The organism is Neoroseomonas soli (genome assembly GCF_018129065.1).
Lineage (GTDB): Bacteria > Pseudomonadota > Alphaproteobacteria > Acetobacterales > Acetobacteraceae > Neoroseomonas > Neoroseomonas soli.
Genome location: NZ_JAAEDM010000094.1, coordinates 1 through 14509, shown reverse-complemented (window position 1 = coordinate 14509; position 14509 = coordinate 1). Strand labels below are relative to the sequence as shown.

The 14509-nt window shown below is 70.1% G+C and carries 15 protein-coding genes; 10 read left to right on the top strand and 5 right to left on the bottom strand.

All coding sequences use genetic code 11. The features are described from left to right. From GXW76_RS22060 to GXW76_RS22020, 9 genes are all read left to right on the top strand, one after another. Positions 1-473, top strand: a 473-nt coding sequence (locus GXW76_RS22060; RefSeq protein WP_456307117.1) for a TSCPD domain-containing protein, incomplete at its 5' end; no start/stop codon positions are given. Positions 474-524: 51 nt separating this feature from the next. Then, positions 525-989, top strand: coding sequence for a RidA family protein (locus GXW76_RS22055; protein WP_211864265.1), 465 nt, complete (start codon positions 525-527; stop codon positions 987-989). A 268-nt stretch (positions 990-1257) separates the two neighbouring features. Continuing rightward, positions 1258-1470, top strand: a complete 213-nt coding sequence (locus GXW76_RS22050; protein ID WP_211864264.1) for a hypothetical protein — start codon at positions 1258-1260, stop codon at positions 1468-1470. A gap of 83 nt (positions 1471-1553) precedes the next feature. Beyond that, positions 1554-2717 carry a GNAT family N-acetyltransferase gene (locus GXW76_RS22045; RefSeq protein WP_211864263.1) on the top strand — a complete coding sequence of 388 codons (1164 nt, stop codon included), beginning with the start codon at positions 1554-1556 and terminating at the stop codon, positions 2715-2717. Between the two features lie 47 nt (positions 2718-2764). Next, the gene (locus GXW76_RS22040) at positions 2765-3643 is read left to right on the top strand and encodes a DMT family transporter (protein WP_338151015.1); all 879 of its coding nucleotides are present in this window, start codon (positions 2765-2767) and stop codon (positions 3641-3643) included. Beyond that, complete coding sequence (locus GXW76_RS22035; protein WP_211864262.1) at positions 3640-5643, top strand: DNA/RNA helicase domain-containing protein; 2004 nt, start codon at positions 3640-3642, stop codon at positions 5641-5643. Before GXW76_RS22040 ends, GXW76_RS22035 begins: the two co-directional genes overlap by 4 nt. Positions 5644-5651: 8 nt before the next feature. Beyond that, positions 5652-6521 (top strand): endonuclease/exonuclease/phosphatase family protein, encoded by an 870-nt coding sequence (locus GXW76_RS22030; protein ID WP_211864261.1) that lies wholly within the window; start codon positions 5652-5654, stop codon positions 6519-6521. Continuing rightward, entirely contained in the window at positions 6521-7756 is a 1236-nt protein-coding gene (locus GXW76_RS22025) for an MFS transporter (RefSeq protein ID WP_211864260.1), read from the top strand. The genes GXW76_RS22030 and GXW76_RS22025 overlap by 1 nt, the downstream gene beginning before the upstream one ends. Next, positions 7753-8634: a polyphosphate kinase 2 family protein gene (locus GXW76_RS22020; protein WP_211864259.1), complete on the top strand. Its 882-nt coding sequence runs from the start codon at positions 7753-7755 to the stop codon at positions 8632-8634. Before GXW76_RS22025 ends, GXW76_RS22020 begins: the two co-directional genes overlap by 4 nt. A 9-nt stretch (positions 8635-8643) precedes the next feature. Here GXW76_RS22020 and GXW76_RS22015 read toward each other — a convergent pair whose 3' ends face one another. The 5 genes from GXW76_RS22015 to GXW76_RS21995 form a co-directional block, all read right to left on the bottom strand. Beyond that, positions 8644-8979: a carboxymuconolactone decarboxylase family protein gene (locus GXW76_RS22015; protein WP_338151016.1), complete on the bottom strand. Its 336-nt coding sequence runs from the start codon at positions 8977-8979 to the stop codon at positions 8644-8646. 46 nt (positions 8980-9025) lie between these two features. Continuing rightward, the gene (pncA, locus tag GXW76_RS22010; protein WP_211864257.1) at positions 9026-9658 is read right to left on the bottom strand and encodes a bifunctional nicotinamidase/pyrazinamidase; all 633 of its coding nucleotides are present in this window, start codon (positions 9656-9658) and stop codon (positions 9026-9028) included. Further along, positions 9655-11997: an ATP-dependent Clp protease ATP-binding subunit ClpA gene (clpA, locus tag GXW76_RS22005; RefSeq protein WP_211864256.1), complete on the bottom strand. Its 2343-nt coding sequence runs from the start codon at positions 11995-11997 to the stop codon at positions 9655-9657. The genes pncA and clpA overlap by 4 nt, the downstream gene beginning before the upstream one ends. 108 nt (positions 11998-12105) lie before the next feature. Further along, positions 12106-12450: an ATP-dependent Clp protease adapter ClpS gene (gene clpS, locus GXW76_RS22000; protein ID WP_211864255.1), complete on the bottom strand. Its 345-nt coding sequence runs from the start codon at positions 12448-12450 to the stop codon at positions 12106-12108. A 271-nt stretch (positions 12451-12721) separates the two neighbouring features. Next, complete coding sequence (locus GXW76_RS21995) at positions 12722-13222, bottom strand: phasin family protein (RefSeq protein ID WP_211864254.1); 501 nt, start codon at positions 13220-13222, stop codon at positions 12722-12724. Between the two features lie 343 nt (positions 13223-13565). Between GXW76_RS21995 and GXW76_RS21990 the strand changes: the two genes are divergently transcribed. Next, on the top strand, positions 13566-14509 hold a 944-nt coding region (locus GXW76_RS21990; protein ID WP_211864253.1), incomplete at its 3' end, for a D-alanyl-D-alanine carboxypeptidase family protein.

The window sequence follows — 14509 nt, the reverse complement described above, 5'->3', positions numbered from 1 at the left end:
CGCCGCGTCCGGTCGCCCACGCGGCCGCGCGCACCTGGCGCGTCAGCCTCGGCGGTGCCCGCGTGGCGCTGCGGGCGACCGAGGACGACCGCGGCGCTCCGCGGGAGATTTCCTTCTCCGTCCCGCGCGAGGGCGTGGCTGCGCGCGCGCTGCTCGAGGCGCTCGCCGAGGCGGTCTCGCTCGGTCTCGCGCACGGCGTGCCGCTGGCGACCTTCGTCGATGCCTATGCCTACAGCCCCGGCGCGGGCGGGGCGGTGGAGGGCGACGCCGCGATCCGGCGCGCCACTTCGGTGCTCGACTGGGCCTTCCGGCGGCTGGCGCTGGACTATCTCGGCCGCGGCGATCTGCCGGACCCGGCGGAGGAGGAGATGGCCCCCGTCGCGCTGGCGGAAACGCAGCCGCCGCTGCTGCCGCTCGACCTTCCGGCGCAGCAGGCGCCGCGACGCGGACGGTCCCTGCGCCGCGCCGCCTGATCCCCCGGCGTGGCCTGGCCGCCGCGCCGACACCTCACAAGGAGAATGACCATGGCCGGACGCATCGAGCAGCGGCTGAAGGAACTCGGCATCACCCTGCCGACCCCGGCGGCGCCGATCGCCAACTACGTGCCCTTCGTCGTCACCGGGAAGCTGGTGGTGATCTCGGGCCAGATCCCGCTGCGCGACGGCGCGGTGGCCTACAGCGGCAAGGTGAGCGTGGACGTGACGCCCGAGCAGGGGCGGGAGGCGGCGCGCCTCTGCTTCGTGAACCTGCTGGCGCAGCTCAAGGCGGCGGCGGGCGACCTCGACCGGGTCGCGCAGGTGGTGCGACTCGGCGGCTTCATCGCCGCGCCGGCGGCCTTCACGCAGCACGCGACGGTGATGAACGGCGCCTCTGACCTGGCGGTGGAGGTGTTCGGCGAGGCCGGGCGCCATGCCCGCTCGACCATCGGCGTGCCCTCCCTGCCGGCGGATGCGGCGGTGGAGGTCGAGGGAATGTTCGAACTCGCCTGAGTCCCAAAATACGGTCGGCAACATCCAAAAAGCATCATGACGAGGACTTGTGGTTCTGCCGAAGGCATAACCACAAGCACTGGAAGAGTGCAGCAGGCCGTATCAATAATGAGACGCGACAGCCGGTTGCAAATACAACTCACGAAGTGTTTATATGCAGCCGCCGATTGTGGCGAGACGCAAGATGTCCCGGAGACCGGGTGACCCGGACCGCGATGCGCGTTCGATCCGCACTCGCGCAGGTTGTTGCAAGGGGGATTTCTTCGTCATGGGGCTCGGGATCATTGCCTTCCTCATGGGCTTCGGGGCGGCGGGCGCAGGGGCTTATGTCGGATTCAAGACGACGGGCATGCTGGTGCCGATGCCGGCCGGGCTGCCGGCCGCCGCGCCTGAGACCATCGCCATCTGCATGTTCGTGATCGGCGCCATCACCATGCTGCTCGGCGCCATCAGCATGTATCGGTCGAACGAGTACCTGTAGTCGGCGGGGCCGCGCGGCGAGGGGACCGCCGCGCGGCCGATGGCCGACTTGCGCGGGCCGCGGCGCGACCGACATTGATCGGCATGCCCGATGGATCGCCGCCGCTCTCCCTCAGCCTGCATCCGCGCATCGCGGAGATCGGGGCGGCCGAATGGGACGCCTGCGCGGGCAGGGAGAATCCCTTCGTCAGCCACGCCTTCCTCTCGGCCCTCGAGGACAGCGGCAGCGCCGTGCCCGAGCGCGGCTGGCTGCCCCAGCATGCCGCGCTGCGCGACGAGGCCGGCCGGCTGGTGGCCTGCGCGCCCTGCTACGCGAAGTCCCACTCCCAGGGCGAATACGTCTTCGACCACGGCTGGGCCGATGCGCTGGAACGCGCCGGCGGGCGCTACTACCCGAAGCTGCAGGTGGCGGTGCCCTTCAGCCCGGTGCCGGGGCCGCGGCTGCTGCTGCGGCCGGATGCCGGCGTGCCGGCGGCGGCGCTGGCGCAGGGGCTGGTGCAGGCCTGCCGGGCGGTCGGGGCATCCTCGGTCCATGTCACCTTCTGCACGGAGCAGGAGTGGAACGCGCTGGGCGATGCCGGATGGCTGCGGCGACTCGGCACGCAGTTCCACTGGTCCAATCCGGGCTATGGCTGTTTCGACGATTTCCTGGACGCGCTCGCCTCCCGCAAGCGCAAGGCGGTGAGGCGCGAGCGGCGCGAGGTGCAGGAGGCCGGGCTGACCCTGCGCTGCCTGCGCGGGGCGGAGATCACCGCCCGCCACTGGGGCGCCTTCCACCGCTTCTATCGCAGCACCACCGACCGGAAGTGGGGCCGCAGCGCCTACCTGACGAAGCGGTTCTGGCCGATGCTGGGCGAACGACTCGGCGACGCCGTGGTGCTGATGCTGGCCGAGCGCGACGGCGAGCCCGTGGCCGGCGCGCTGAACCTGGTGGGACGTGACGCGATCTACGGTCGCAACTGGGGCGCCATGGTGGACGTCCCATTCCTGCATTTCGAGCTCTGCTACTACATGGCGATGGACTTCGCGATCGCCCACGGCATCGGCCGTGTCGAGGCCGGCGCCCAAGGGGAGCACAAGATCCAGCGCGGCTACCTGCCGGTGCCGACCTGGTCCGCGCATTGGATCGCGCATCGCGGACTTGCGGATGCGGTGGCCGAGTTCCTCGCGCGCGAGCGGCCCGCGATGCTGCGGGAGATGGAGATGCTCGCGACCCTCTCGCCCTTCCGAAAGCACGGGGAGGCGTAGCGTCCCGGCCATAGGAAGCGGCGCGGTCCCGCGATAGGCTGCGGGTTGTGCGCCTCGCCTATTCGCAACTCGCCCTCTCCATGGCGCTGGTCGGTGCCAATGTGGCGGTGGCGAAGCTGCTGGCCGAGGCGCTGCCCATCGCCATGATCGCCTTCCTGCGCTGCGCGCTGGCGATGCTGGTGCTGTGGCCGCTGGCACGCTGGTTGGATGGGCCGGTGCGCGTGGCGCCCGATGTGCGCCGCAACCTGGTGCTGCAGGCGATCTTCGGCACCGCGATCTACAATGCCGGGCTGCTCGCAGGGCTGAGGCTGACCACGGCGCTGGAAGGCGGGCTGGTGCTGGCTACGCTGCCGGCGGTGGTCGCGATCGGCGGCGCGGTGCTGCTGCGCGAAAGGCTGCCGGCGCGGCAATGGGCCGCGGTGGCGCTGGCGGCGGGCGGCATGGCGGCGATCACCCTGGCCCGAGCGGCGGGCGGGACGGGCGGATCGGTCCTCGGCAACCTGCTGGTCTTCGGCGGCGTGCTGGGGGAGGCAGCCTATGTGCTGCTGGCGCGCCGCATCGCCGGCCGGGTGCCGGTGATCACCGCGAGCCTCTGGATGCAGGCCTTCTCGGCGCTGGTGCTGGCGCCCTTCGCGTTGCCGGACATCGGCGCGGCAGCCGCGCTGTCCGCGCCGTCGCTCGCGGGCCTGCTGGTGTTCCATTCCCTGACGGCGAGCGTGATCTGCCTGCTGCTCTGGTACGCCGGGCTGCGGCGCGTGCCGGCGGGGATGGCCGGCGTCTTCACCGCCTTCCTGCCGGGCACGGCGGCGCTGGTGGCGGTGACGCTGCTGGGCGAGGCCTTCACGTTCGTTCACGCGGCTGGCTTCATGCTGATGATGGGCAGCGTGGCGGTGGCGACCTGGCCGCGACGGGGAGGAGGTGCGTGAAGGCCTGGTTCCATTGCACGGGTGCCGAGTTCCTTGCGCGCGATCCGGCCGATATGGTGGGTCGGCTCGCCTCCGCGCAGCAGGCACGGGGCTATCCCGGTACGCCGGACCAGGAATTCGCCTGGCATCGCCAGGTCTCGGCGCTGCGCGCGGCGATTGGCCGGGTCGGTGGCCAGGCCTGGACCGTGGCGCTGGAATACGAACTGCTGAGGCTCGAGAGGCGGATCGATGCCGTCGTGCTGACGGATCGCGCGATCGTCGTGCTCGAGTTCAAGACCGGTGCGCCCTCCGCCGCCGGCATGGCCGAGGCCGAGGACTACGCGCTCGACCTGCGCGACTTCCACGAGCGCAGCCGCGCGCACAGCATCGTGCCGGTCCTGGTTGCCGCGGACGTTCCCTTCTGCGCGCCGGTGCAGCCCTGGCTGCTGCCGCCCAATCCGACGGAGCCGCTGGTGTCGGGGCACGCGACGCTCGGCGAGGCACTGCGCTGGGTGCAGGCGGAGATCCCGGCCGCCGATGCGCCGCTGGATGGCGCGGCCTGGCTCGGCGGCGCCTACCGCCCGGTGCCGACCATCGTGGAAGCGGCGACGATGCTCTACGCCCGCAATGGCGTGGCGGAGATCGCCGCGGCGCGTGCCGATGCGGCCAACCTGACGCGCACGGCGACCGCCATTGCGCGCGCCGCGGCGACGGCGCAGACCGATGGTGGCAAGCGCGTGGTCTTCGTCACCGGCATTCCCGGCGCGGGCAAGACGCTCTGCGGCCTGAACGCGGTGTTCGCTCCCGAGGCCGGAGGGCGGAGCGCCTTCCTGACCGGCAACGTGCCGTTGGTTGCCGTGCTGCGCGCGGCGCTGGCACGGGATGCGGTCGAGCGTGGCGAATGCAGCCGGCCGGAGGCCGAGCGCCGCGTGAAGGAGCGGCTGCAGAACGTGCACCGCTTCCTCGAGGACAATGCGACCGACCCGCGTCGTCGCGCACCACCCGATCGGCTGATCGTCTTCGACGAGGCGCAGCGCGCCTGGGACGAGGCGAAGGCCCGCATCGGCACGCGCAACAAGCCGTCCCGTCTGACCATGAGCGAGCCCGCCCATACGCTCGAGATCATGGGCCGGCACGAGGGCTGGGCCGTGGTGGTGGCGCTGATCGGCAATGGGCAGGAGATCAACACGGGCGAGGCCGGCCTGGCCGAATGGGGGCGCGTCATCGCGGCCTCCGGCAGCACCTGGCGCGCCGTGGCCGCGCGCCGGGCGATCGAAGCGCGCGATCCGATGCAGCGCCTGGCCGATGGGCCGGCGCCCTGGCTGACCATCGACGACGACCTCGATCTGACAGTGCCCCTCCGTAACGTGCGCGAGAGCACCGGAGCGGCCTGGGTGGATGCGGTCCTGCGCGGGGAAGTGCTGGAGGCGCGTGCCATTGCGGACATGTCCGCCGGACTTCCTTATCTGCTGACGCGCGACCTCGTGGCGCTGCGCGCGGCGCTGCGTGCCTTCGCGCGAGGCCATCGCCGGGCAGGGATCGTCGCATCGGCCGGGGCGAAGCGGCTGCGGGGGGAGGGACTCGGCGTCCAGCTCGACGACGTGGCTGACTGGTTCCTGCGACGCTGGCCGGACATTCGCGGCTCGGACGCGCTCGAGACCTTCGCCACGGAATATGATTGCCAGGGGCTCGAGCTCGATGTCGCGGGGCTCGCCTGGGGCAACGACCTGGCGTGGCGCCCGACGGGCTGGCGCACGCGGCGCTTCGCCGGCGACGCCTGGCAGGACCGCAACAAGGACGCACACTACGTCATCAACAAGTACCGCGTGCTGCTGACCCGCGCCCGCTACGAGACCGTCATCTGGGTGCCGCGCGGTTCCCGCCGTGGCGAGGCCTTCCACGACGCCACCCGCGACGCCGCCGAGATGGACAGCATCGCCGACGTGCTCATCGCCTGCGGCGCCCGCCTGTTGGACGAAGCCGCCGCCCCCACGCGCGCCGAGGCGGTGACGCTGCTATGAAGCCCGCCATGCGCCCGCTGATCCTTGCCCTGCTCGCCGTGCTGGCCTTCCCCGCCGCGGCGGCCGAACTGAAACTCGCCGCCTGGAACATCGCCTGGCTGACCACGAAGCCCGCAGGCCACCCTGACCTGCCGCGCGGCGTCCCGTCGCGCGGCGAGCAGGACTTCGCCCGCCTGCGAGCCTATGCCGACCGCCTCGCCGCCGATGTCGTCGCGATCCAGGAGGTGGACGGCCCGCTCGCTGCCGCGCGCGTCTTCGACGCCACGCGCTGGGAATTCCACTTCCCCGCCGAGACCGACACGCAGCGCGCCGGCTTCGCGTGGCGGCGCGGGCTGAACGTCACGCGCAACACGGACGTCTCGGCGCTGGATCTCGCCCCGAATGCGCGGCGTTCCCTGCGCCGCGGCGCGGATATCACGGTGCGGCAGGGGGATGGACCGCCGCTGCGGCTGCTCTCGGTGCATCTCGACGGTGGGTGCGCGTGGGATCCCGTCCGGGAGCCCAATTCGCGCGACTGCCAGAACCTCGGCCGTCAGGCGGAGGTCCTGCGCGACTGGATCGGCGAGCGCCGGCGCGAAGGCGTCGCCTTCGCCATCCTCGGCGATTTCAACCGGCGCATGGAGCGCAACGACGAATTCCTGGCGGTGCTGACCGAGGCGGCGCCGCTGGCTCGCCCGACCGAGGGTTTTTCCGATCCCTGCCGCGGGCGCGAAGGCCGGGGGCGGCCCTTCATCGACCACATCCTGCTGGGCGGGCCGGCGCGGGACTGGCTGGTGCGCGACAGTTTCCGCGTGCTGACCTACGCGGAGCGTGACGGCGCGCTGCGCGAGCGTCTTTCCGACCATTGCCCGATCAGCGTGCGGCTCGATCCGCGCTGATGTCCGGCACGCCCGGCTTCGGCCGCATCACCCTGCCGCTCGCGGCGATCAACTTCCTCAACCAGGGCAACCGTGCGCTGGTCGCGACCATCGGGCCGCTGCTGGCGATCGAGTTCGGGCTCTCGGCCTCGGAACTCGGGCTGCTGGCGGCCTGTTTCTTCGCGGCCTATGCCGCGGCGCAACTACCGATCGGCGTGGCGCTCGACCTCCACGGCCCGCGACGGGTGCAGAGCATCCTGGCGCTCGTCGCCGCGGTCGGATTCATCATCAGCGCGCTGGCGCCGGACGTGCTGATGCTGGCGTTCGGGCGCATCGTCGCCGGGGTCGGCGTCGCGGCCGGGCTGATGGCGATGCTCAAGGCCAACACGCAATGGTATCCGAAGCATCGCGTCGCGGCGGTGACGGGGGCGGGGCTGTTCTTCGCCGGGCTGGGCGGGGTCTCCGCCACGCTGCCGGTGCAATGGGTGCTGCCGCTGGTGGGCTGGCGGGGAATCTTCATGGTGCTCGCGGTGCTCGGTGTCGCGGTGTCCTTCTGGATCCGCTTCGCCGTGCCCGATGCGCCGCCGGGGACGGTGCGCCCGGAACGCCGCAGCCTGGTGCGCGAGATCGGCGAGTTCGGCCGCATCTTCCGCGACCGCGGCTTCCTGCGCTTCCTGCCGGCGGTGATGGTGCTCTCGGCGCTGAACTTCACCTACCAGGGGCTCTGGGCCGGGCCCTGGCTGCGCGACGTGGGCGGCATGGCGGACGAAACACGCGCGTTGGCCTTGCTGATCTACGCGGCGGGGCTGGTGACCGGCAGCCTGGTGACGGGGCATGCGGCGTCCTCCGCGCAGGCGAGGGGCTTCTCGCCGATGTTCGTGCCCTATCTCGGCATCGGCGGGGTATTGGCGACGCAGGCGGTGTTGATCATGGCGCCTTCCGGCTTCTGGGCCATCGCGGTGGCCTGGTTCCTGTTCTCCTTCTGCGGTTCGGTCGGTGTCGCAGGCTATGCGGCGATGGGGCAGGGCTTCCCGCCGGAACTGCAGGGGCGCGTCGCCACCGCGATCAACTTCACCATGCTGGTGCTGGTCTTCGCGCTGCAGACGGGGATCGGGGCAATTCTCGACCTCTGGCCGCGCACCGCGACAGGCGGTTGGGACCCGGCGGGCTACGCCGTCGCGCTGTCGCTCACCTTCCTGTTGCAGGCCGGGGCCGCGCTGTGGATCGTGGTGGCGCCACGCGGGAGAGGCGCATGATCGAAAAGAGGATGGTGAAGCTGCTGGATCGCTACCGCGTCACCTCGGGCAAGGGGTTCCGCTTGGGCAACTGCGACCCCTGCGACACGGCGGGGCTCGACGTCGAGAAGAACCACGCCGCTGAATTGCTGCAGAAGGGCGTGGACCGGCTGTCCGAGTTGCAGGACATGCTCTACGCGCAGGACCGCTGGTCGGTGCTGTGCATCTTCCAGGCGATGGACGCGGCGGGGAAGGACGGGGCGATCAAGCACGTCTTCTCAGGCGTGAACCCACAGGGCTGCCAGGTGCATTCCTTCAAGGCGCCGACCCCGCTCGACCTCGACCATGATTTCCTCTGGCGCCATTCCGTCGCGCTGCCCGAGCGCGGCCGCATCGGCATCCACAACCGGAGCTGGTACGAGGAAGTGCTGGTGGTGCGCGTGCATCCGCACATCCTGGGGGGCGAGAAGCTGCCGCCGCCCGTGATCGGCAAGAACATCTGGGACGAAAGGCTCGAGGACATCGCGGCCTATGAGCGCTACCTCGCGCGGCAGGGCACGGTGGTGCTGAAGTTCTTCCTCAATGTCAGCAAGGCGGAGCAGAAGCGCCGCTTCCTCGCGCGCATCGAGGAGCCGGAGAAGAACTGGAAGTTCTCGGCGGGCGACGTCGCCGAGCGCGCGCACTGGGACGCCTATATGAAGGCCTACGATGCCGCGATACGCGCCACCGCCGCCCCGCATGCGCCGTGGTTCGTGGTGCCCGCGGACCAGAAGTGGTTCACGCGGCTCGCGGTGGTGGCGGCGATCGTCGAGGCACTGGAGGCGCTGGACCTCCACTACCCGAAGGTGACGAAGGAGGAGAAGGCGGCGCTGGAGGTGGCGCGGAAGGCGTTGGTGTAGAAGGCGCCGTCAGGCGCCTTCCCCCGCCCGGTCCAGCGCATGCAGCGCATAGGTGAAGGCCGCGCCCGCGTTCAGCGCGATCGCCACGCCGAGCGCCTCCGCGATCTCCTCCTTGCTCGCGCCGGCCGCCATCGCCTTGCGCACATGTGCGTCCATGCAGCCCTCGCAGCGCGTGGTGATTGCGACCGCAATCGAGATCAGTTCCCGCGTCTTGGCATCGAGATGCTGCGTCTTCGCCGCGCCGTTGTTCAGCGCGACGAAGCCCTTCACGATTTCCGGGTGCAACTGCCCGAGTTCCTTGCCGCGTTCCCGCAGCGCGGCGGAATAGGCGGGCCAGTCCTTGATCGCACTCATGTCGGCGTCCCCTGCCTTGCGGCGCGGGATCGCGCCGTCAGGCCGCGAGCATATCCGCCGCCGCCACGCGCCGCACCCCTGCTGCCGCCATCTCGGCCCAGGCGCGCGCGAGGCTGCCGTCGAGGTCGATGGCGCGGCAGGCATCGGCGATGACGGTCGCGCCGAAGCCGAAGCGCCGCGCGTCCATCGCCGTCCAGGCGACGCAGAAATCCGTCGCCAGGCCGCAGACATGCACCTCCGTGATGCCGCGCGCGGTCAGCCAGCCGTCGAGGCCCGTGCGCGTCACGCGATCGGCTTCGAGCATCGCCGAGTAGGAATCGACGGCCCGGTGGCAGCCCTTGCGCAGCATGAGTTGCGCGCGCGTCGTGTCGAGATCGTCGTGCAGCGCCGCACCGAGGCTGCCCATGACGCAATGGTCCGGCCACAGCACCTGCGGACCGTAGGGCATCGCCACCGTCTCGAAGGGCTTCCGCCCCGGATGCTGGGAGGCGAAGGATGCATGGTCCGCCGGATGCCAGTCCTGCGTCACCACGACCGTCCCGTAATGCGGGACGATCGCGTTGATCAGCGGGACGATGTCCTCACCATGCGGCACGCCGAGCGCGCCGCCGGTGCAGAAGTCGTTCTGGACATCCACGACGAGCAGCGCCGTCGTGGCCGGGTGCGTCATTCCGCCGTCTCGGGCTCGCGTTCCGCATCGCCTTCGCCTTCCTCGGGCTTGGGCAGGGCGGGCGGGGCCGACTCCATGATGTCGAAGGTCAGCACGCCGTCCTTGAGGCCGACCTTCACCGCGCCGCCCTTGGTCAGCTTGCCGAACAACAGTTCCTCGGCGAGCGGCTTCTTCACGTGCTCCTGGATCACGCGGGCCAGCGGCCGCGCGCCGTAGAGCGGGTCGTAGCCGCGTTCGGCCAGCCATTCCTTCGCCGCGCTGCTCAGTTCGATCGTCACGTTGCGGTCGGCGAGCTGCGCCTCGAGCTGCATGACGAACTTCTCGACCACGCGGCCGACGATCTCCGGTGTCAGCGCGGCGAAGCCGACGACGGCATCGAGGCGGTTGCGGAATTCCGGCGTGAAGAGGCGCTTGATCGCATCCTCGTCCTCGCCGACGCGCGTCTCGCGCTCGAACCCGATGGTCGCCTTCGCCATGTCGGCGGCACCCGCATTCGTCGTCATGATGAGGATGACGTTGCGGAAGTCCACGGTCTTGCCGTTGTGGTCGGTCAGCTTCCCGTGGTCCATCACCTGCAGCAGGATGTTGAACAGGTCCTGGTGCGCCTTCTCGATCTCATCGAGCAGCAGCACGGCATGCGGGTGCTGGTCGATCGCATCGGTCAGCAACCCGCCCTGGTCGAAGCCGACATAGCCCGGCGGCGCGCCGATCAGCCGGCTGACGCTGTGCCGTTCCATGTATTCCGACATGTCGAAGCGGATCAGCTCGATGCCGAGGGTCTTGGCGAGCTGCTTCGCGACCTCGGTCTTGCCGACGCCGGTCGGGCCGGAGAACAGGTAGTTGCCGATCGGCTTCTCGGGGTCGCGCAGGCCGGCGCGTGCCAGCTTGATCGCGGCCGAGAGCGCGTCGATCGCCTTGTCCTGGCCGAAGACCATCGCCTTCAGGTCGCGCTCGAGGTTGCGCAGCTGCTCGCGGTCGTCGGTCGAGACCGACTTCGGCGGGATGCGCGCGATCTTGGCGACGATGTCCTCGACATCCTTCAGCGTGACCGTCTTCCGCCGCTTGTTCTCCGGCAGCAGCATGCGGGACGCGCCGACCTCGTCGATCACGTCGATCGCCTTGTCGGGCAGCTTGCGGTCGTGGATGTACTTGGCGGAAAGCTCCACCGCCGCGCGGATCGCCTCGGGCGTGTAGCGCACCTTGTGGTGCTTCTCGTAGTTCGCCTTGAGGCCCTGCAGGATCTTCACCGAATCCTCGACCGTCGGCTCGTTGACGTCGATCTTCTGGAAGCGGCGGACCAGGGCGCGGTCCTTCTCGAAGTAGTTGCGGTATTCCTTGTAGGTCGTGGACCCGATGCAGCGCAGCGTGCCCTGTGCCAGCGCCGGCTTCAGCAGGTTCGATGCATCCATCGCGCCGCCGGACGTCGCGCCCGCGCCGATGACGGTGTGGATCTCGTCGATGAAGAGGATCGAGCCGGCCTGGTTCTCCAGTTCCTGGACAACGGCCTTCAGCCGCTCCTCGAAATCGCCGCGGTAGCGCGTGCCGGCGAGCAGGCTGCCCATGTCCAGCGCGAAGATGGTGGACTTGAGCAGCACCTCGGGCACGTCGCCCTCGACGATGCGCTTGGCCAGGCCTTCCGCGATCGCCGTCTTGCCCACGCCCGGATCACCCACATAGAGCGGGTTGTTCTTGGTGCGCCGGCAGAGGATCTGGATGGTGCGCTCGATCTCGGGATCGCGCCCGATCAGCGGGTCGATCTTGCCCTGCTGCGCCTTCCTGTTGAGGTTGACGCAGTAGTTCGACAGCGCGTCCTGCCCACGTCCGCCACGAGGCTTCTCCTCCTTCTCCTGGCCTTCTTCGGGGGAGGGTGTGGAGCCCTGCACGGGCCGCGGCTGCGACCGCCCCGGCGCCTTGGCGATGCCGTGGCTGATGAAGTTCACCGCATCGAGCCGCGTCATGTCCTGCAGCTGCAGGAAGTAGACGGCGTGGCTTTCGCGTTCGGAGAACAGCGCGACCAGCACGTTGGCGCCGGTCACCTCGTCGCGGCCGGAGGACTGGACGTGGATCGCCGCGCGCTGGACCACGCGCTGGAAGCCTGCGGTCGGCTTCGGGTCGCCGCCGCGCTCGGTCACCAGGCCCGCGAGGTCCTTGTCGAGGAACTCGGTCAGGTCGCGCTTCAGGCGGTCGAGGTCGACCCCGCAGGCGCGCAGCACGGTGGCCGCGTCCTGGTCGTCGCCCAGGGCGAGCAGCAGGTGCTCGAGTGTCGCGTATTCGTGCCGGCGCTCGCTGGCCAGGGCCAGGGCCCGGTGGAGCGTCTGCTCGAGGTTGCGGGACAGCATATCAGTGACGCTCCCCTATGGATGGCGCGCCGGCCTCGTCGGGCGGACGCGGCACCAGGTATCCGGTCGTGATGTGGGCCTCTCTTCGGGGTTCTGCGACCCCCGCCCTCATTCCTTCTCGATCGTGCACTGAAGCGGGTGCTGGTTCTGGCGCGCCAGGTCCATCACCTGCGTGACCTTGGTCTCGGCGACCTCATAGGTGAAGACGCCGCAGACGCCGACGCCACGCCTGTGCACGTGCAGCATGATGCGCGTCGCCTCTTCCCGGTTCTTCTGGAAGAAGCGTTCCAGCACGTGAACGACGAACTCCATCGGCGTGTAGTCGTCGTTGAGCATCAGCACCTTGTACATGGCGGGCTTCTTGGTCCGCGGGCGCGTCTTGACGACGACCCCGGTCTGCGGGCCTTCGCCACCGTTCTGCCCAGTCCCCGGGCGCTTGTCCTGATCGCTCATGGTCGCTGAAGTCGGTTCCCTTGGCCCGAACGGCAACCCGCCGGGCCGCATGGCAGGATATCGGAGCGTGCGGTGCGAGGTGAAGGGCCGACCGCGTTCCGGCAACATATTGTGCCGCATGTAATGCAACGAGAGGCGGAAACGAAGAAAGGCCCGGCCCCCGGCCTGCCGCCGCTTGCGCGGGACAGGACCGGGAACCGGGCCCTTCGGGGGCCGCCCCCGCCAGGGAGGGGAGGGGTAGTCGGCGGGGACGACCCAGTCCCGGGCCGGATCAGGCCGCGATCGGCTTCGCCATCTTCTCCATGGCGACGGTCATGCGGGCGCTGATCGGCGCCGCGGCCTGCTCGGCCAGCTTGAAGACCGCTTCCTGCATCTTCGCGGACTCGGCGACGGCCTTGTCCAGCGCGGACTTGGCGAACTTCGCCTGGATCTCGGCGGCCTCGTTCAGGCTCTTCACGCCGGCGAGGGCCTTGGCACCTTCGAGGCTGTGGTCGGTCAGGCCCTGGGCCAGGGCCATCGCCTGACGGGCGAGCTCCTGCGTGCCGACCGCCCAGGTCTGCGCCGCCTTGGTGAAGGCCTCGACGTTGCCGCGGCCGAACTCAGCGGCTTCCTCGGCGGCCTTCATCAGACCCTCGGCGCCCTTGCTGACCTGTTCCATGCTCTTCTCCATCGCCACGCGGGCCTGCGCCGCGCCTTCCGTCACGAACTTCTGCGCCTGGGCGGCGCCCTCGGTCGCGATCTTCTTCACGTCGGTCGTCTTGATCTCAGCCATGGTCTCGTCCTTTTCCGTGTCGACGACGGGCACCTCGATGGCCCCGTTCCGTTTGGCCGGCCCGGAAGTCCGAGCCGCTTTGCTGCGCTGCAACATGAGCAGTCTTTAGACGGGGCCGTGAACCGATCGCAAGCATTTTTTGCACTGCACAATGACATGACGAAAACGTCATGTTCCGCCTCCGCCCGGCCGATCAGCGCGGCTCGCAACAAGGCTTCGTAAGCCATTGCGGGGCAACGAACTCGCCGCTGCTTTCGTCTGGACGCTGCCGGCCCGCCGTGGCTATCCTCGCGCCACGGTGCTACGGCGCCCCCGGGCGAACCGGGCAGGAGGGGGATTCCGCATGACGCCAACCCGCGCCGCGAAGCGCGCGCCAAGTCCGTTCGGGCTGGCGGCGATCGCGATTCTCGCCGCGCTGGGCCTCTGGCTGCGGCCCGGGCCGGCTGCCGCGCAGATTGGCAGCGACCGCTATGCCGCGATCGTGCTCGACGCCCGCAACGGCAATGCGCTGATCGCGGCCAACCCGGACGAGCAGCGCTACCCCGCCTCGCTGACCAAGATGATGACGCTCTACATGCTGTTCGAGGCCCTGCGCGACGGCCGCGTGCAGCTCAGCACCCCCATCCGCATGAGCGAGGAGGCCGCCTCCCGCCCGCCCTCGAAGCTCGGCCTGCCGATCGGCGCCACCCTGACCGCCGAGCAGGCGATCCTCGCCCTGGTGACCAAGAGCGCCAACGACGTCGCCTCCGCCGTCGGCGAGCACCTGGCCGGCAGCGAGGAACGCTTCGCCCAGCAGATGACGCTCCGCGCCCGCTCCATCGGCATGACGCGCACCACCTTCCGCAACGCCTCCGGCCTGCCGGACCCGGACAACGTGACCACGGCGCGGGACATGGCGACGCTCGGCCTGCGGCTGTTCCGGGATTTCCCGAACCGCTACCACTACTTCAGCACGGTCCACTTCGCCTGGGGGCGGCAGACGATCCGCAACCACAACCGTATGCTCGGCGACTACGACGGTGCGGACGGCATCAAGACCGGCTTCATCCGCGATTCCGGCTTCAACATCGTCACCTCGGCGATGCGCGACGGCGTGCGGCTGGTGGGCGTGACCATGGGCGGTTCCTCCTGGGTCGAGCGCGACCGGCACATGGGGGCGCTGCTGGACCAGGGCTTCGCGCAGGTGGGCGTTGCGCCGCGGCCGCCTTCCGCCCTGATGGCTGCGGCCGGCACCGCGGTCGGCTCGGCACGGGCGGCCACGGCCGCGCGCGCGGCCGTGGCGGACCG

Excerpts from the sequence above, each read along its gene's own strand:
- GXW76_RS22055 (WP_211864265.1), top strand. The coding sequence starts at position 525 with ATGGCCGGACGCATCGAGCAGCGGCTGAAGGAACTCGGCATCACCCTG.
- GXW76_RS22050 (WP_211864264.1), top strand. The coding sequence starts at position 1,258 with ATGGGGCTCGGGATCATTGCCTTCCTCATGGGCTTCGGGGCGGCGGGC.
- GXW76_RS22045 (WP_211864263.1), top strand. The coding sequence starts at position 1,554 with ATGCCCGATGGATCGCCGCCGCTCTCCCTCAGCCTGCATCCGCGCATC.
- GXW76_RS22030 (WP_211864261.1), top strand. The coding sequence starts at position 5,652 with ATGCGCCCGCTGATCCTTGCCCTGCTCGCCGTGCTGGCCTTCCCCGCC.
- GXW76_RS22025 (WP_211864260.1), top strand. The coding sequence starts at position 6,521 with ATGTCCGGCACGCCCGGCTTCGGCCGCATCACCCTGCCGCTCGCGGCG.
- GXW76_RS22020 (WP_211864259.1), top strand. The coding sequence starts at position 7,753 with ATGATCGAAAAGAGGATGGTGAAGCTGCTGGATCGCTACCGCGTCACC.
- pncA (WP_211864257.1), bottom strand. The coding sequence starts at position 9,658 with ATGACGCACCCGGCCACGACGGCGCTGCTCGTCGTGGATGTCCAGAAC.
- clpA (WP_211864256.1), bottom strand. The coding sequence starts at position 11,997 with ATGCTGTCCCGCAACCTCGAGCAGACGCTCCACCGGGCCCTGGCCCTG.
- clpS (WP_211864255.1), bottom strand. The coding sequence starts at position 12,450 with ATGAGCGATCAGGACAAGCGCCCGGGGACTGGGCAGAACGGTGGCGAA.
- GXW76_RS21995 (WP_211864254.1), bottom strand. The coding sequence starts at position 13,222 with ATGGCTGAGATCAAGACGACCGACGTGAAGAAGATCGCGACCGAGGGC.